This window comes from Streptococcus mitis SK564 (assembly GCF_000148525.1).
Lineage (GTDB): Bacteria > Bacillota > Bacilli > Lactobacillales > Streptococcaceae > Streptococcus > Streptococcus mitis_H.
In genome coordinates this window covers 35,340-52,010 of sequence record NZ_AEDU01000007.1, presented here as the reverse complement: position 1 = coordinate 52,010, position 16,671 = coordinate 35,340, and the positions used below count along the sequence as shown (strand labels likewise).

At 39.6% G+C, this 16,671-nt stretch carries 14 protein-coding genes; 6 read left to right on the top strand and 8 right to left on the bottom strand.

Annotation, left to right across the window (positions count from 1 at the left end):
* Window positions 1-41: 41 nt before the first annotated feature.
* Together tuf and SMSK564_RS04920 are read right to left on the bottom strand one after the other, a co-directional pair.
* Window positions 42-1,238, bottom strand: a complete 1,197-nt coding sequence (gene tuf, locus SMSK564_RS04925; RefSeq protein ID WP_001040726.1) for an elongation factor Tu — start codon at window positions 1,236-1,238, stop codon at window positions 42-44.
* 206 nt (window positions 1,239-1,444) lie between these two features.
* Window positions 1,445-2,554, bottom strand: coding sequence for an AI-2E family transporter (locus SMSK564_RS04920; protein ID WP_000488877.1), 1,110 nt, complete (start codon window positions 2,552-2,554; stop codon window positions 1,445-1,447).
* Window positions 2,555-2,656: 102 nt separating this feature from the next.
* On the opposite strand from SMSK564_RS04920, the gene pbp3 reads away from it, so the two are divergent.
* A complete protein-coding gene (gene pbp3, locus SMSK564_RS04915; protein ID WP_000720652.1) occupies window positions 2,657-3,898 on the top strand; it encodes a D-alanyl-D-alanine carboxypeptidase PBP3 in 1,242 nt (413 codons plus the stop codon).
* A 146-nt stretch (window positions 3,899-4,044) separates the two neighbouring features.
* Here the strand turns inward: pbp3 and SMSK564_RS04910 are convergent, their stop codons facing one another.
* The 4 genes from SMSK564_RS04910 to SMSK564_RS04895 all read right to left on the bottom strand — a co-directional run bounded on the left by SMSK564_RS04910 (window position 4,045) and on the right by SMSK564_RS04895 (window position 7,468).
* Window positions 4,045-4,899, bottom strand: a complete 855-nt coding sequence (locus SMSK564_RS04910) for an NAD(P)H-hydrate dehydratase (protein WP_001263818.1) — start codon at window positions 4,897-4,899, stop codon at window positions 4,045-4,047.
* 140 nt (window positions 4,900-5,039) lie between these two features.
* Window positions 5,040-5,897, bottom strand: a complete 858-nt coding sequence (locus tag SMSK564_RS04905; protein WP_000192107.1) for a bifunctional methylenetetrahydrofolate dehydrogenase/methenyltetrahydrofolate cyclohydrolase — start codon at window positions 5,895-5,897, stop codon at window positions 5,040-5,042.
* Window positions 5,898-6,050: 153 nt separating this feature from the next.
* Window positions 6,051-6,785, bottom strand: a complete 735-nt coding sequence (locus SMSK564_RS04900) for an amino acid ABC transporter ATP-binding protein (protein WP_000140954.1) — start codon at window positions 6,783-6,785, stop codon at window positions 6,051-6,053.
* On the bottom strand, window positions 6,785-7,468 hold the full coding sequence (locus SMSK564_RS04895) for an amino acid ABC transporter permease (protein WP_001011642.1): 684 nt from the start codon (window positions 7,466-7,468) through the stop codon (window positions 6,785-6,787). Before SMSK564_RS04895 ends, SMSK564_RS04900 begins: the two co-directional genes overlap by 1 nt.
* A 189-nt stretch (window positions 7,469-7,657) precedes the next feature.
* On the opposite strand from SMSK564_RS04895, the gene SMSK564_RS04890 reads away from it, so the two are divergent.
* The 5 genes from SMSK564_RS04890 (at window position 7,658) to SMSK564_RS04870 (ending at window position 12,810) form a co-directional block, all read left to right on the top strand.
* Entirely contained in the window at window positions 7,658-7,888 is a 231-nt protein-coding gene (locus tag SMSK564_RS04890; RefSeq protein WP_000443570.1) for a DUF1797 family protein, read from the top strand.
* Between the two features lie 230 nt (window positions 7,889-8,118).
* Window positions 8,119-10,377 (top strand): ATP-dependent Clp protease ATP-binding subunit, encoded by a 2,259-nt coding sequence (locus SMSK564_RS04885; RefSeq protein WP_000882505.1) that lies wholly within the window; start codon window positions 8,119-8,121, stop codon window positions 10,375-10,377.
* A 130-nt stretch (window positions 10,378-10,507) separates the two neighbouring features.
* Window positions 10,508-10,960: an NUDIX hydrolase gene (locus SMSK564_RS04880; RefSeq protein WP_000013079.1), complete on the top strand. Its 453-nt coding sequence runs from the start codon at window positions 10,508-10,510 to the stop codon at window positions 10,958-10,960.
* 58 nt (window positions 10,961-11,018) lie between these two features.
* Window positions 11,019-11,318 carry a DUF1827 family protein gene (locus tag SMSK564_RS04875; RefSeq protein ID WP_000767197.1) on the top strand — a complete coding sequence of 100 codons (300 nt, stop codon included), beginning with the start codon at window positions 11,019-11,021 and terminating at the stop codon, window positions 11,316-11,318.
* Window positions 11,319-11,553: 235 nt separating this feature from the next.
* Window positions 11,554-12,810 (top strand): ISL3 family transposase, encoded by a 1,257-nt coding sequence (locus SMSK564_RS04870; protein ID WP_000436304.1) that lies wholly within the window; start codon window positions 11,554-11,556, stop codon window positions 12,808-12,810.
* Between the two features lie 102 nt (window positions 12,811-12,912).
* Here SMSK564_RS04870 and ezrA read toward each other — a convergent pair whose 3' ends face one another.
* Together ezrA and gyrB are read right to left on the bottom strand one after the other, a co-directional pair.
* A complete protein-coding gene (gene ezrA / locus SMSK564_RS04865; RefSeq protein ID WP_000116261.1) occupies window positions 12,913-14,640 on the bottom strand; it encodes a septation ring formation regulator EzrA in 1,728 nt (575 codons plus the stop codon).
* Between the two features lie 81 nt (window positions 14,641-14,721).
* Complete coding sequence (gene gyrB, locus SMSK564_RS04860) at window positions 14,722-16,668, bottom strand: DNA topoisomerase (ATP-hydrolyzing) subunit B (protein WP_000134061.1); 1,947 nt, start codon at window positions 16,666-16,668, stop codon at window positions 14,722-14,724.
* Window positions 16,669-16,671: the final 3 nt, after the last annotated feature.

Sequence of the window (16,671 nt, the reverse complement as noted above, 5' to 3'; positions counted from 1 at the left end):
TGTCTGACTTAAATAATTGTTCTTCTGGGAACTAAATCGAATTAAGCTTCGATTTCTGTAACCATACCTGAACCAACAGTACGTCCACCCTCACGGATAGAGAATGTAGTACCTTGTTCTACGGCGATTGGGTGGATCAACTCAACGTCGATTGTCACGTTATCACCAGGCATTACCATTTCAGTACCTGCTGGAAGTTCGATTGAACCTGTAACGTCAGTAGTACGGAAGTAGAATTGTGGACGGTAGTTGTTGAAGAATGGAGTGTGACGTCCACCTTCTTCTTTAGTAAGGATGTAGACTTCACCTTTAAATTTAGTGTGTGGGTTGATTGAACCTGGTTTAGCAATAACTTGTCCACGTTCGATTTCATCACGTTGAACACCACGAAGAAGGACACCTACGTTATCTCCGGCAAGACCTTCGTCAAGTTGTTTACGGAACATTTCAACACCAGTAACAACTGCTTTTTGAGTTTCTTCTTTGATACCAACGATTTCGATTTCGTCGTTGACTTTAACGATACCACGGTCGATACGTCCTGAAGCAACTGTACCACGTCCAGTGATTGAGAATACGTCTTCGACTGGAAGAAGCAATGGTTTGTCAGTGTCACGTTCTGGTTCTGGGATGTACTCATCAACTGTGTTCATCAATTCCATAACGATGTCTTCGTATTTAGTGTCACCTTCAAGGGCTTTAAGAGCTGAACCTTGGATAACTGGAAGATCGTCACCTGGGAAGTCGTATTCTGACAATAGGTCACGGATTTCCATTTCAACCAATTCAAGCAATTCTTCGTCGTCAACCAAGTCAACTTTGTTCATGAAGACGATAAGGTGTTTAACACCAACCTGACGTGAAAGAAGGATGTGCTCACGAGTTTGTGGCATTGGTCCGTCAGTTGAAGCTACTACAAGGATAGCTCCGTCCATTTGAGCGGCACCAGTGATCATGTTTTTAACGTAGTCCGCGTGTCCTGGAGCATCGATGTGAGCGTAGTGACGTTTTTCAGTTTCGTACTCAACGTGCGCAGTGTTGATAGTGATACCGCGTTCGCGTTCTTCTGGAGCAGCATCGATAGACGCATAGTCTTTAGGTTGGTTAACTGATGAAGGCAAGCGACGTGCCAAAACAGTTGTGATAGCTGCAGTTAGGGTAGTTTTACCGTGGTCAACGTGTCCGATAGTACCAATGTTAACGTGTGGTTTACTACGATCGTATTTTTCTTTTGCCATTTGAGTAAAAGCCTCCAATAAAATATATTTTATAGATAGACAGTAGGCAATACAGTCTAACTTTCCTTACTATTTTATCAAATTTCAGCTAAATTGCAAGTGTTTTACAAAGTTTTTGTGAATTATTCTTAATAGGCCAATCTAAATGGCACTTCTACTTCTATAATTTACCTAAAGAAAAAGAAAAATCAGGAATTTCCTGACTTTTACTTAGCTAATTCTCTTTCTCGTTCTTTCATTGTTTTATGGTTTTCATACAAACGTGATAAGAACTTAGAAATTTCTTTTAAGATAGAATAGGTTGGTACTGCGACAATCATGCCAATGACCCCATAGATATTGCTTGATAACAAAAGTAATACTAAAATTGTTATTGGATGGACTTTCATCACGCCACCAACGATTCGAGGGTAGAGGATATTGCCATCCACTTGTTGAATGATTAGCATGTAAACAACTGCAATTAGCATTCTATGAGGATCCGTAAAGACATTGGCAATAATCATCGGAATCAAGCCAATACTTGGTCCCACATAAGGAATGAGATTGGCCAATCCTGAAAAGATGGCGAAAACCAAAGCGTATTTCAAACCAATCACGCTATATCCGATAAAGGCCAAACAACCGATAATAATGGCATCAATTGCGACTCCGCTAATATAGCGAGCAATTGTTGCATTCAAATTCTTTAAAAGACCTGCAATATGCAACTTATCTCTCTTTAAAACAGTGCGCTCAAGCATCGGCAAAAATTTGTTACCATCTAACAAAAAATAAACCAAAAACACAGGGGTCATAATAATAATCAAAACGGTACTAAAGAGAGCTGATAGAACACTTCCGACACTATTGGTAACGCTATTTAGGATATTTTGTAAAATATCTACATAGGATAGATTTAATTGTTGAATAGTCGCTTGAATATCCAAATTTTGAAAGGCTGGATAAGTAGATAAATCCATAATCAAATCTTGTAAACGACTGTAGATAGTCTGGCTAGTCGCAATCAAGCTGGTCAACTGATTAACCAAAATCGGTAAGAGATAGACTACCCCAATGACAAGGCCCCACACCAAGGCACACAAGGTTAGTAGAATACCAATGATACGATTAATTTTGAAATATTTTTGTAAAAAATTTACAATAGGATTGGTCAAATAATATAAAAAACCACCTAGAAGAAAAGGAATCATGATGGTGTTTGCTACGCTTACAAAAGGCGTGATAATCGCCCCCATCTCTCTCCATAAATAAAAAATGATTGTTAATAATAAAATTTCACTGGTCCAAAAAAATAATTTATTCTTACGAAACATGAGCTACCTCCATTCATCTATTTTACCACACTTTCAAAAAAGCTTCTTTCTTCTATCATGAAACTGGGAATATTTTTTTCTTTATGTTAGAATAAACTTACTATGAAAAAAATCATTTTAACTCTCTTAAGTCTATCCCTTATTGGATCAGCATCTACTGTTGCTGCCCAAGATTTTAATATTGCTGCTAAACATGCGATTGCTGTTGAGGCCAATACTGGTAAAATTCTCTATGAGAAAGATGCAACTCAACCTGTCGAAATTGCTTCTATAACAAAACTGCTTACCGTTTACCTGGTCTATGAAGCACTCGAAAATGGAAGTATCACACTATCCACCCCAGTAGATATTTCTGATTATCCTTATCAATTGACGACAAATTCTGAAGCCAGTAATGTTCCTATGGAGGCCCGTAATTATACTGTCGAAGAGTTGCTTGAAGCAACTTTGGTATCTAGTGCCAACAGCGCCGCTATTGCCCTAGCTGAGAAAATTGCTGGCTCAGAAAAAAACTTCGTTGATATGATGCGAGCAAAACTCTTGGAATGGGGAATCAAAGATGCCACTGTTGTCAATACAACTGGTCTGAATAACGAAACTCTCGGAGATAACATTTACCCAGGGTCTAATAAAGATGATGAAAATAAGCTCAGTGCTTATGATGTTGCTATCGTTGCTCGTAACCTCATCAAAAAATACCCACAAGTCTTAGAAATTACCAAAAAACCTTCTTCTACTTTTGCTGGAATGACAATCACTTCAACCAACTACATGTTAGAAGGTATGCCTGCTTACCGTGGTGGTTTTGATGGACTGAAAACAGGAACAACAGATAAGGCTGGAGAGTCTTTTGTTGGTACTACTGTCGAAAAAGGCATGAGGGTTATCACAGTTGTTTTGAATGCAGATCATCAAGATAATAATCCTTACTCTCGTTTTACAGCTACATCTTCCCTAATGGATTATATTTCTTCTACATTTACACTTCGCAAAGTCGTTCAGCAAGGCGATGCCTATCAAGATAGCAAAGTCCCTGTACAAGATGGAAAAGAAGATACGGTCACTGCAGTGGCCCCAGAGGATATCTATCTAATTGAACGTGGTGGGAATCAATCTTCCCAATCTATTCAATTCACACCTGATTCTAAAGCAATCCCCGCACCACTTGAAGCGGGAACAGTGGTTGGCCATTTGACTTACGAAGACAAGGATTTGATTGGTCAAGGTTACATTACCACAGAACGTCCTAGTTTCGAAATGGTAGCAGAAAAGAAAGTTGAAAAAGCCTTCTTCTTAAAAGTTTGGTGGAATCAGTTTATCCGATTTATCAACGAGAAATTATAAAACATACTGAGCAAAAGATTGCTCCAAAATAGAAACAGACCAAAAAGTCTTTAAAGTCAAAAACGCATAGTATCAGGTATTAAAAAACTTGATATTATGCGTTTTATTGTGGTAATATTTACTTCGTTTTCTCCTAAAATTGAATTTTATCCCAGTCTTTTTTGAGATATTTTATTCATTACTTTAGGAAGACAATTACTAATTTCCGTTGGCAAGACCATATAATGTTCTTGAGCTAATTCTTGGGCTATGGCTGAATGAAGATGAGTCGCTACGGTTACACGCTCGTAGAGACTGGCCTGTCGGAATTGGCCTGCAAATCCTGCAATCATCCCAGCCAGAGTATCTCCCATTCCCCCAGTCGCCTGATAGGGACCGCCAACATGTAACTGGTAATAATCAGATTGGCCAGCTTGCCAAATACGAGTAGCTGGACCTTTCTCCACCAAAATTGTTCCTTGAGGGAAAGAAGTCAGGGCACTAGCTGTTGTAGCTTCGTTTTGCTTTTCAATCGTAATTCCAGACAGTTTTTCCCACTCCTTTTGGTGGGGAGTTAGGATAAGCTGGTTAAACGGAAATGACCGACTTGTTCTAGCAAGAATGGTCAGGGCACCACCATCTACAATCAAAATCTGATTTTTGCTTAAATTAACAAAGACTTGTTTTACTAGATCTTCTCCAAAAGCATCGTCTCGTAAACCAGGCCCCACTAAGACCACTTCTGCCTTCTCCAACTGCTCTTTTAACAGTTGCTGGTCTTGAAGAGAAAAGGCCATAGCCTCAGGTAAATGACTGTGCAAAGCTGGGATATTTTCCCTATCTGTTCCAACAGTCACCAATCCTGCACCGCTTTTAACAGCCGCCAAAGCAGCCATGATGATAGCACCACCATAAGGATACGTCCCACCAAGCAACAGCAGACGGCCATAGTCTCCTTTATGACTGGTACGAGAACGTTCAATAATGACTTTTTCTAGTAAGGTTTGCTCAATCACTCTCATCTTTTTTCCTCTCGCATTTATTATACAACAAAAAGGAGGCGCAGACCTCCTTTTGTAATCTTATATCTAAAATTGAATATTCATTTCTGTCATTTTAGATATAGCTATAGAGAATACACTCTCTTCAGCGAATGTTTCTATTATTTTCTATCCAATGTCCGAAGTGCTGCCTGATAGGTTTGCTCCATCAGCATGGTAATGGTCATAGGACCGACACCTCCAGGGACTGGCGTGATATGGCTAGCAAGTGGTGCAACTGCCTCATAATCCACATCCCCACAAAGCTTACCATTTTCATCTCGGTTCATCCCAACGTCAATAACAACTGCTCCAGGTTTGACAAAGTCAGCAGTCACAAATTTTGCACGGCCGATTGCTACTACAAGAATATCTGCTTTAGCAGCCACCTTGGCAAGATTATGAGTCCGTGAATGAGTCAAGGTTACTGTCGCATTTTTGGCCAAAAGAAGCTGAGCCATCGGTTTTCCGACGATATTGGAACGACCGATGACGACCGCATTTTTACCTTCCAAGTCAATCCCGTATTCATGAAACATTTCCATAATTCCTGCAGGTGTTGAAGGAATCATGACTGGATGACCAGACCAAAGACGCCCCATGTTTAACGGATGGAAACCATCTACGTCCTTTTCAGGATCAATAGCCAACAAAACCGCTTCTTCATCGATATGTTTGGGTAAAGGTAACTGAACCAAAATCCCATGCCAAGCTGGATCCTGATTATATTTACCAATCAAGTCTAACAATTCCTCTTGAGTAATGGTTTCTGGAACTCGCACTACTTCGCTACGGAAACCAGCCGCAAGAGCTGACCTCTCCTTGTTGCGAACATAGACTTGGCTGGCAGGGTTGTCCCCAACCAAAATCACTACCAAACCAGGCACTAGACCTGTTTCTTCCTTTAATTTTGCAGTCTTTTCAGTCAACTGCCCCTGCAATTTGGCCGCTAAAGCTTTCCCATCAATAATCTGTGTCATATCACTTCTCTTTTCTTTCAAATATCTTCCATTATACCAAAAACTGCCAGCACCCTCTAACACTTCTTTCCTAGGCAATCCTATAGTTTCAAACTATAAGAAAAAGCTCTGGTCGAGCTTTTTACTAATCTTGTCTTGAAATTTTAAAATAGATTATAAAACCTTACTCAAGAAGTCTTTAGTCCGTTGTTCTTGGGTTTGTTCAAAAATCTGCTCAGGTGTCCCATCTTCAACAACCACACCGTCTGCCATAAAGATGACACGATCTGCCACCTCACGCGCAAATCCCATTTCATGTGTTACGATAACCATAGTCATTCCTGACTTGGCAAGGTCTTGCATAACAGCTAGAACTTCTCCAACCATCTCAGGGTCCAGAGCTGAAGTCGGCTCGTCAAAGAGCAAAACATCAGGTTCCATGGCCAACCCACGCGCGATGGCAATCCGTTGCTGCTGCCCACCTGACAAACTCTGTGGATAAGCATCTGCCTTATCTGGCAAACCAACTTTTTCCAAAAGCTCTTGGGCTCTCTTCTCAGCAACAGCCTTGCTCTCACCTTTGGTCTTGATAGGTGACAAGGTGATATTTTCCATCACAGTCATATTAGGAAAGAGATTGAATTGTTGAAAAACCATGCCCATCTTCTCACGCATGGCAAAGAGGTCATTCTTCTTGTCTGTAATATCGACTCCCTCAAAGATAACCTTCCCTTTAGTTGCTTCTTCCAACAAATTCATAGAGCGAAGCAAGGTAGATTTCCCGCTCCCCGAAGGACCGATGATAACGACAACTTCTCCTCTTTTAATCTCGAGGTTGATGCCCTTCAATACTTCATTCTTTCCAAATGATTTATGTAAATTTTCAATTTTTATCAAGGTTTCTGTCATTATTTCTTATCTCCTTGTCCCATACGTTTTTCAAAAGCTTTCAAGGCTACGGTCAAAATAGAAGTCATAATCAAGTAGTAAAAGGCTGCAAATAAAAGTGGAGTCAGAGGTAGATAGGTTGTTGTAGAAACTGTTGTAGCCCCATTCCACAACTCCATAACACCAATAGCTGATAAGAGGGAACTATCCTTGATAATAGTGATAAATTCGTTTCCCAATGCTGGCAAAATATTTTTGATAGCTTGTGGCAAAATCACATAGCGCATCGCATTTTTAGGACGAATCCCTAAAGAATAGGCCGCCTCTAACTGACCCTTAGGAACTGCATTAATCCCAGCACGAACAGTCTCAGAAACATAAGCACCACTGTTCATAGAGATAATCAAAATCCCTGGAATCAGACGAGAAAGGTCAACACCCAAAATTCCAACCTGAATAGTCGGAGCATTGATGTGCATAAGGGCAAAGGCAATCATAATCTGAACCATCATTGGCGTCCCACGGAAAATCCAAACGTACAAGTTGGCGAGCCAAACAAGCGGTTTAAACTTTGATCGTTGCCCAAAAGCCAAGACAACCCCCAAAATAGTTCCCAAAAAGACAACACAGATAGAAATGAGAACCGTCACAACAGCCCCATAGTTAAAATAAGGTAAATACTTAGGTAAAAAAGAAAAATTCATAGTCACACTGCTTTCTAAAATAGAGTACTGTATGATTATAACATGTATTGAATTAAAATTCAAATCTTTTATCCAATTTATTTAAAAATCTTTAAACTAGCAGAATTAGCGAGAAATCTTAGTTTTTTCTAGTCAAGTTGGCCTCCTTTATGGTAAAATAGTAACGATAAGAAATGAAGGAGAATCAAAATGGAATCACATTTGGTTAGAATCATCAACCGCCTTGAAGCAATGGCAAAAGACGGCGGAAATTTAAAACGTAATTTTGAACGCGAAGGAGTTGTTGTTGCAGAAGTTGCATACAGCCATGATGAAGAAAACGGCTCAATCTTTACCCTTCGTGATGTAGAAGCTCGCGAAACTTATACTTTTGATAGCATTGACTTGATTGCAATGGAGATTTACGAACTCCTCTACTAATGTAAAACAAGCTGGGATTGTCCCTGCATGTCTAACCAAAATCCTTTTTGTCTCACAAATAGGATTTTTTTTATAGTCCAAATTCATAAAAATTTTTATTGTAACAACTTCTCAAAGCTGCAATCTTTTTACTTGCTTTACACCCCAATCCTGTTATAATGAGAGTATAGAAATTTGACTATTTTTGACCTTTGAACAGGTCAGGCTAAAGAAAGAAATGAGGTAGATGTATGCTTTGTCAAAACTGTAAAATTAACGACTCAACAATTCATCTTTACACCAATCTCAATGGAAAACAAAAACAAATTGACCTCTGTCAAAACTGCTATAAGATTATCAAGACAGATCCTAACAATAGTCTCTTTAAAGGCATGACAGATTTGAACAATCGTGACTTTGATCCTTTTGGTGATTTCTTCAACGACCTAAACAATTTCAGACCTTCTAACAACACTCCTCCTACTCCCCCAACCCAATCAGGTGGAGGTTACGGTGGAAACGGTGGTTATGGTTCCCAAAATCGTGGATCTTCTCAAACTCCGCCTCCAAGCCAAGAAAAAGGCCTGCTGGAAGAATTTGGTATCAATGTAACTGAGATTGCTCGTCGTGGTGATATCGACCCCGTTATTGGACGCGATGATGAGATTATTCGTGTCATCGAAATTCTCAATCGCAGAACTAAGAATAATCCTGTTCTTATCGGTGAACCAGGTGTCGGAAAAACAGCCGTTGTCGAAGGTCTAGCTCAGAAAATCGTTGATGGCGACGTTCCCCATAAACTACAAGGCAAACAAGTCATCCGTCTGGATGTGGTTAGCTTGGTTCAAGGAACGGGTATCCGTGGACAATTTGAAGAACGCATGCAAAAACTCATGGAAGAAATTCGCAAACGTGAGGACATCATCCTCTTTATCGATGAAATCCATGAAATTGTCGGTGCTGGTTCTGCAGGCGATGGCAATATGGATGCAGGAAATATCCTCAAGCCAGCCCTTGCTCGTGGGGAACTGCAACTGGTCGGCGCTACTACCCTCAATGAATACCGTATCATTGAAAAGGATGCAGCCCTAGAGCGTCGTATGCAGCCTGTCAAAGTCGATGAACCAACAGTGGAAGAAACAATCACTATCCTCAAAGGAATTCAAAAGAAATACGAAGACTACCACCACGTTCAGTATACCGATGCTGCAATTGAAGCAGCTGCAACTCTTTCCAATCGCTACATCCAAGATCGCTTCTTGCCTGACAAGGCCATTGACCTCCTAGATGAAGCTGGTTCTAAAATGAACTTGACCTTAAATTTTGTGGATCCTAAAGTCATTGATCAACGCTTGATTGAGGCTGAAAATCTAAAATCTCAAGCTACACGAGAAGAAGATTTTGAGAAGGCCGCCTATTTCCGCGACCAGATTGCCAAGTATAAGGAAATGCAAAAGAAAAAGGTCACAGACCAAGATACTCCTATCATCAGTGAGAAAACCATTGAGCACATTATCGAGCAGAAAACCAATATTCCTGTTGGCGATTTGAAAGAGAAAGAACAATCTCAACTTATCCATCTAGCTGAAGACCTCAAGTCTCATGTTATTGGGCAAGACGATGCTGTCGATAAGATCGCTAAGGCTATTCGCCGTAATCGTGTCGGTCTCGGTACGCCTAACCGCCCAATCGGAAGCTTCCTCTTCGTCGGACCAACTGGCGTCGGTAAGACAGAACTTTCCAAACAACTAGCCATTGAACTCTTTGGTTCTGCTGACAGTATGATACGCTTTGACATGAGCGAATACATGGAAAAACACAGCGTGGCTAAGTTGGTCGGCGCCCCTCCAGGTTATGTTGGCTACGATGAGGCTGGGCAATTAACTGAAAAAGTTCGCCGCAATCCATATTCTCTTATTCTCTTGGATGAAGTAGAGAAAGCCCATCCAGATGTTATGCACATGTTCCTCCAGGTCTTGGACGATGGTCGTTTGACAGATGGGCAAGGACGTACCGTTAGCTTCAAGGATGCCATCATTATCATGACCTCAAATGCAGGGACAGGTAAGGCTGAAGCCAGCGTTGGTTTTGGTGCTGCTAGAGAAGGACGTACCAATTCTGTTCTCGGTGAACTCGGTAACTTCTTTAGCCCAGAGTTTATGAACCGTTTTGATGGTATTATCGAATTTAAGGCTCTCAGCAAGGATAACCTCCTTCAGATTGTCGAGCTTATGCTAGCAGACGTTAACAAGCGCCTCTCTAGCAACAACATTCATTTAGATGTAACTGACAAGGTCAAGGAAAAATTAGTTGACCTCGGTTATGATCCAAAAATGGGAGCACGCCCACTTCGTCGTACTATTCAAGACTATATTGAAGACGCAATCACTGACTACTACCTTGAAAATCCAAGTGAAAAAGACCTAAAGGCAGTTATGACCAGCAAGGGCAAGATTCAAATCAAATCTGCCAAAAAAGCAGAAGTTAAAACTTCTGAGACAGAAAAATAAATACTATAGAAAAGAAGTAGAAAATGAAAATTTTCTGCTTCTTTTTTACTAAAATAACTGTAATTTCTTGACAGCTTGCCCTTTGTCCATTATGATAATAATAACGATACTAGATAATGAGGAAAATGCAATGGCAAACCCAACTTTCGGAGAAAAAAAAGCGAATACAGACTATGTTGCACGCTATGGAGTGTATGCAGTTATCCCTGACGCTGAACAAAAACAAATAGTTTTAGTTCAAGCTCCTAATGGTGCTTGGTTCTTACCAGGTGGCGAAATTGAAGCAGGTGAAAATCATCAGGAAGCCTTAAAGCGTGAATTGATTGAAGAGCTTGGTTTCACAGCTGAAATTGGTACCTATTACGGACAAGCTGACGAATATTTCTACTCTCGTCACCGTGACACCTACTACTACAATCCTGCTTACCTCTATGAAGCGACTTCTTTCAAAGAAGTGCAAAAGCCACTAGAAGACTTTAATCATATTGCCTGGTTCCCTATTGACGAGGCTATTGAGAACCTCAAACGTGGTAGCCATAAATGGGCCATTCAATCTTGGAAAAAACAGCATAAGATTGACTAAATCAAGCGACTTTATTCAAAAAGTGCTATAATAGTATTAGAAAATCGGAGGAAATGTTATGAAGCTTATCAATACGACAAACTCACACTCGCAACTTGTAAAAAGCCAGCTAGAGAGTACAGATGCAACTCTTGTTGAGGTCTATTCTGCTGGAAATACAGATGTTATTTTTACCCAAGCTCCGCTTCACTATGAAATCCTCATCTCAAATAAACACCGTGCTATTCGAGAAACTGAAATCGAAGCCATCCAAGAATTTTTCTTGAAACGTAAAATTGATAAGGACTCTATTGATGAGGCCAATATCAAAACCCTCTACTCAGAAAAATTAATTGGGATTTCGATTCCAATCAAATAAAATTTTGGAGAGATTAGAAAGCTATTGAACCTTATAGACCAAACATAGGTTCTGACTTGCTTTTTAAATTGTCTCCAATTTTTTATCTTGAGATCTTATCATACAAGATTTTAGGCTCTATAATATTTGTAGTGGGTAACCCCCTATGGATATTATGGAGCCTTTTTTGTGTCGAAAAAAAGTCCCATATGACCTATAATGAAAAGCGATCAAACAACTCATTAGAAAGAATCATATGGAACAATTACATTTTATCACAAAACTACTCGATATCAAAGACCCTAATATCCAATTTATAGATATCATCAATAGGGATACACACAAAGAAATCATCGCTAGACTGGACTACGATGCTCCATCTTGTCCTTATTGTGGAAGTCAAATGAAAAAATATGACTTTCAAAAACCGTCTAAGATTCCTTACCTCAAAACGACTGGTATGCCTACTAGAATCCTCCTGAAAAAGCGTCGATTCAAGTGCTATCATTGCTCGAAAATGATGGTCGCCGAAACCTCTCTCGTCAAGAAGAATCATCAGATTCCTCGTATTATCAACCAAAAGATTGCGCAAAAGCTGATTGAAAAGACTTCTATGACCGATATTGCCCATCAGCTTTCCATTTCAACTTCAACTGTCATTCGAAAGCTCAATGATTTCCACTTTAAGCATGATTTTTCTCGTCTTCCTGAGATTATGTCCTGGGACGAGTATGCCTTTACTAAGGGAAAGATGAGTTTCATTGCACAAGATTTTGATAATCTCAACATCATCACTGTTCTTGAAGGCAGAACACAGGCTATCATCCGAAATCACTTTCTGCGCTACGAGCGAGCTGTTCGTTGTCAGGTGAAAATCATTACGATGGATATGTTTAGCCCTTACTACGATATTGCCAGTAAACTTTTTCCTAACGCTAAAATCGTTCTCGACCGCTTTCACATTGTCCAACATCTCAGCCGTGCTATGAGTCGTGTACGTGTCCAAATCATGAATCAATTTGAGCGAAAATCCCATGAATACAAGGCCATCAAACGCTACTGGAAACTCATTCAACAAGATAGTCATAAACTGAGTGATAAACGATTTTATCGCCCTACTTTTCGTATGCATTTAACGAATAAAGAGATTCTAGACAAGCTTTTGAGCTATTCAGATGAGTTGAAACACCACTACCATCTCTATCAACTCTTGCTTTTTCACTTTCAGAACAAGGAACCTGAAAAATTCTTCGGACTTATTGAGGACAATATAAAGCAGGTTCATCCTCTTTTTCAGACTGTCTTTAAAACCTTTCTAAAGGATAAAGAGAAGATTGTCAACGCCCTTCAACTACCCTATTCCAACGCCAAATTGGAAGCGACCAATAATCTCGTTAAACTTATCAAACGAAATGCCTTTGGATTTCGGAACTTTGAAAACTTCAAAAAACGAATTTTTATCGCTCTCAATATCAAAAAAGAAAGGACAAATTTCGTCCTTTCTAGATCTTAACTTTTCTTCAACCCACTACAGTTGACAAAGAGCCAGATTTTATAGACAAATAATAAAAAAGATTTGATTCTGCTTCTCACACAATCAAATCTTTTTCTTTTATTAAAAACGAATCGTTTCACGTGTTTTCTCATACGAGGTAACAAAGCGGTTGGTTACACCAGGCTCTGCCACTTCCAATGCTTGAGAAATCTTGTCAAATGAAGCGTGGTAATCAAATTCTTTCTCAAAAATGTCCAAAGCTTCATTAAAGGCTTCTTGAATGCGCTCATCAAATGAGCGGTAACGGTTAGAATATTGTAAGAGTTGTTCTGTCAAGGTTGCATACTGAACAATATTATAAGTTTCCGTTTCTAAAGCTTCCATATCATTCGTTGCAATTTCAAGAATACGGTTAACTGATTCTATATTGACTAAGTTTTGCTCTAATTCAGCCATTAGATCTTCCGTATTATTACTTGCTGTAAAGAATAACTTCAAGAAAGTTTGTGGAATACCAGGTAGGTTCCGTTTTTCCATATATCTCTTGATGGTATGGAGACGATTAACATATACATTTGCCTTTTGACGTGCATTGATATCATCTTTTTCAATTCGTGCAAGACGCTCACTAACTGCAATCTGTTCGTCTTCAATCTCTTTAAGATTTTCCTGTAAAGATTCAAGATTTTCTTCAAGAATTGAATATGCTTGAGTTGGTTCATCTTGATTTGAAGTTGCCTCAATAATAGCAGTCTCAAAGCTTTCTAATTCGGACTGTAAACGACGAACATGACTTGCATCTGACTCAGAAAGTAAATAACTTTTACTCAAACGCTCAATATCTTCTATCAATAAAGCATTATTTTCCTTCATGTGTTGAAGATAAGTAGGAAGTGTTGCTACTAAACCTTCTACTACTTTCTGTGCCGCAATTTCTCTTGTAAAGATATCATAAAGTGCATTAATCTCTTCTTGGATTTGAGTATTTTCGTACTCTGCATTATCCAATTCTAGTTTCGCAATATTCTCTTGATTTTTCTTGAGAGCTTCATAAAGCAGTTGGAAACGCGCTTCAATATCCGTTTCAGCAAAATGATAATTAGCATCTAAAAGCTTACGGTAACCATCTTCTAAATCTTCCAGTTGATCAGGTAGGTCTTTAGATAATGTTGCTACAATTGCTGGTATACGATCAACAATATGCGTTAAAGCCAAGATATGATTTTCAGCATTATCCAAAATCACAGCAGCTTCTACTGGGTCACCTGACGAATTTAAAGTTACAAACTGAGAAAACTCCGATTGGATATTTTCCAATTGTTTTTCAATTTCAGATAAACCTTGGCCATATTCTTCAGAATTATCAGCAACTCGGTGTTGCAACTCTTCAAACAAGTCCAAGGTATGAAGAACACGTCCACTATTTTTAGACTCTTGTTTCTCCAAATCTGCCAAGGCGTTGCGAATTGCCGCAATATCTTCTTCAATCAAGGTAATTTGACTCTCGATTTGATCAATTTGATGACTCGCTTTGAAAAAACGGAATGAGTTATTGTAGCCTTCTGCCTCGAAAAGATTATTTTCGATATCGGCAAAAGAATTAAGAGATAAATCAACCCATTTTTGATTCCATTCACGGAAAGTCACCTGACTTTGTCCAATCAAGTGCATATTTTTTACAGCTTCAACTTCATCATTAACTGGAAGATTGTACAGTTCTTCTTTTTTCTCTTCTAAAATTGCTAGTTTACTTTCATTGCGTTTCCTTACATAGATTGCGATAGCATAAGCAATGACCAATAAAACTGCAACTGCAATTATCAAATAAATTACTAGTCTAACAGACATATTAAACTCCTTTTGTACTTGAAACAATCGTAATGATTATATCATATTTTTTAGACCAAGGGAACTACTTCTCCCGATTTTTTAGACATCAAGTGTACTATAGACAGCATTTTCTTCGATAAACTCACGACGAGGTTCTACTCTATCCCCCATCAACATATCAAAGATTTTATCTGCTTCAGCCGCATCATCCACAGAAACTCTGGCCATCAAGCGATGTTCCGGATCCATGGTTGTTTCCCACAATTGGTGGTCATCCATTTCACCCAGACCTTTATAACGCTGAATAGTTGGTTTGGCACGTCCTTCACTGTGGCGGGCCAAGGCCTCTTGGAGTTTGATTTCTTGATCTGCACCTGGCTGGATGTATTCTTTAATCTCGCTTCCAACCTTGACACCATAGATTGGTGGTTGGGCGATATAAACATAACCAGCTTCTAGGATTGGTTTCATATAACGATAAATCAAGGTCAAAAGAAGGGTACGAATGTGGGCTCCATCGACATCGGCATCGGTCATCAAAACGAGTTTTTGGTAACGGGCTTTCGAAACATCAAATTCTGCCCCAAATCCTGTTCCCATCGCTGTAAAAAGACTACGAATTTCTTCGTTAGCTAGAATCTTATCCATACTTGCCTTTTCAACGTTCAAAATCTTACCGCGGATTGGAAGAATTGCCTGAAATTCACGGTTACGACCAGATTTGGCTGATCCACCAGCTGAGTCTCCTTCGACGATGAAGAGTTCTGTTTCAGCAGGATTGTTAGAAGAACAGTCTGCTAGTTTCCCTGGAAGGTTGGAAATTTCCAAACCAGATTTTTTACGAGTAACTTCACGCGCACGCTTGGCAGCCACACGAGCCTTGGCAGCCAAAATTCCTTTTTCCACGATACGTTTGGCAATCTGTGGATTTTCCATAAGAAAATCAGAGAAGGCATCACTGAAGAGGCGATTGGTAATCTTGACCACTTCGCTATTCCCCAGTTTGGTCTTAGTTTGTCCTTCAAACTGTGGATTTGGGTGTTTAACTGAGATAACTGCAGTTAAGCCTTCGCGAACATCTTCCCCTGTTAGGTTGTCCTCATTGTCTTTCAGTAACTTATTTTTACGAGCATAATCGTTGATAACACGTGTCAAGGCTGTACGGAAACCTTGTTCATGCGTTCCACCTTCATGTGTATGAATATTATTGGCGAAACTCATGACATTTTCATGGTAACCAGTTGTGTACTGCATGGCTACCTCAACTGTGATATCATCCATCTCACCGTCTGTATAGATTGGTGTATCAAAGATTACATCCTTGTTCTCGTTGATATATTCAACATAACTAGCAATCCCACCTTCATAGTGGTAATGCTTGGTTTGTTCCAAACCTTCACGCTTATCTGTGATTGAAATTTGAAGACCACGATTTAGAAAGGCCAATTCTTGAATACGCTTATTTAATTTATCAAAATCAAAGGTTGTTGTTTCAGTGAAGATTTCTGGGTCTGGTGTGAAGTGAACTGTTGTTCCCGTTTTATCCGTATCTCCAACCACCTCAAGGTCTGCAACAACATGACCACGACGGTATTCTTGGTAATGAATTTTACCGTTTTTGTGGACATGAACATCTAACTGAGTGGAAAGAGCATTAACTACTGAAGACCCCACTCCGTGAAGACCACCTGAGACCTTGTAGCCGCCACCGCCAAATTTTCCTCCAGCATGAAGAACCGTAAAGACTGTCTCAACGGCAGGTCGGCCTGTTTTTTCCTGAATATCGACTGGGATACCACGCCCATCATCGACAACAGTGATTGAATTATCTGGCTCAATAAAGACTTGAATATGGCTGGCAAATCCTGCCAAGGCCTCGTCAATTGAGTTATCAACGATTTCCCAGACTAGATGATGAAGACCTTCTTTTGAGGTTGACCCGATATACATCCCTGGACGCATACGAACAGCCTCTAAGCCCTCTAAAACTTGAATTTGACTGGCATCATAATTCTGTGCCTGCAGATTTTTGATTTCTTCTGTCATCTT

What these genes read in the sequence shown, in the direction of transcription:
- tuf (WP_001040726.1), bottom strand. Translation starts at nt 1,238, where the DNA reads ATGGCAAAAGAAAAATACGATCGTAGTAAACCACACGTTAACATTGGT.
- SMSK564_RS04920 (WP_000488877.1), bottom strand. Translation starts at nt 2,554, where the DNA reads ATGTTTCGTAAGAATAAATTATTTTTTTGGACCAGTGAAATTTTATTA.
- pbp3 (WP_000720652.1), top strand. Translation starts at nt 2,657, where the DNA reads ATGAAAAAAATCATTTTAACTCTCTTAAGTCTATCCCTTATTGGATCA.
- SMSK564_RS04910 (WP_001263818.1), bottom strand. Translation starts at nt 4,899, where the DNA reads ATGAGAGTGATTGAGCAAACCTTACTAGAAAAAGTCATTATTGAACGT.
- SMSK564_RS04905 (WP_000192107.1), bottom strand. Translation starts at nt 5,897, where the DNA reads ATGACACAGATTATTGATGGGAAAGCTTTAGCGGCCAAATTGCAGGGG.
- SMSK564_RS04900 (WP_000140954.1), bottom strand. Translation starts at nt 6,785, where the DNA reads ATGACAGAAACCTTGATAAAAATTGAAAATTTACATAAATCATTTGGA.
- SMSK564_RS04895 (WP_001011642.1), bottom strand. Translation starts at nt 7,468, where the DNA reads ATGAATTTTTCTTTTTTACCTAAGTATTTACCTTATTTTAACTATGGG.
- SMSK564_RS04890 (WP_000443570.1), top strand. Translation starts at nt 7,658, where the DNA reads ATGGAATCACATTTGGTTAGAATCATCAACCGCCTTGAAGCAATGGCA.
- SMSK564_RS04885 (WP_000882505.1), top strand. Translation starts at nt 8,119, where the DNA reads ATGCTTTGTCAAAACTGTAAAATTAACGACTCAACAATTCATCTTTAC.
- SMSK564_RS04880 (WP_000013079.1), top strand. Translation starts at nt 10,508, where the DNA reads ATGGCAAACCCAACTTTCGGAGAAAAAAAAGCGAATACAGACTATGTT.
- SMSK564_RS04875 (WP_000767197.1), top strand. Translation starts at nt 11,019, where the DNA reads ATGAAGCTTATCAATACGACAAACTCACACTCGCAACTTGTAAAAAGC.
- SMSK564_RS04870 (WP_000436304.1), top strand. Translation starts at nt 11,554, where the DNA reads ATGGAACAATTACATTTTATCACAAAACTACTCGATATCAAAGACCCT.
- ezrA (WP_000116261.1), bottom strand. Translation starts at nt 14,640, where the DNA reads ATGTCTGTTAGACTAGTAATTTATTTGATAATTGCAGTTGCAGTTTTA.
- gyrB (WP_000134061.1), bottom strand. Translation starts at nt 16,668, where the DNA reads ATGACAGAAGAAATCAAAAATCTGCAGGCACAGAATTATGATGCCAGT.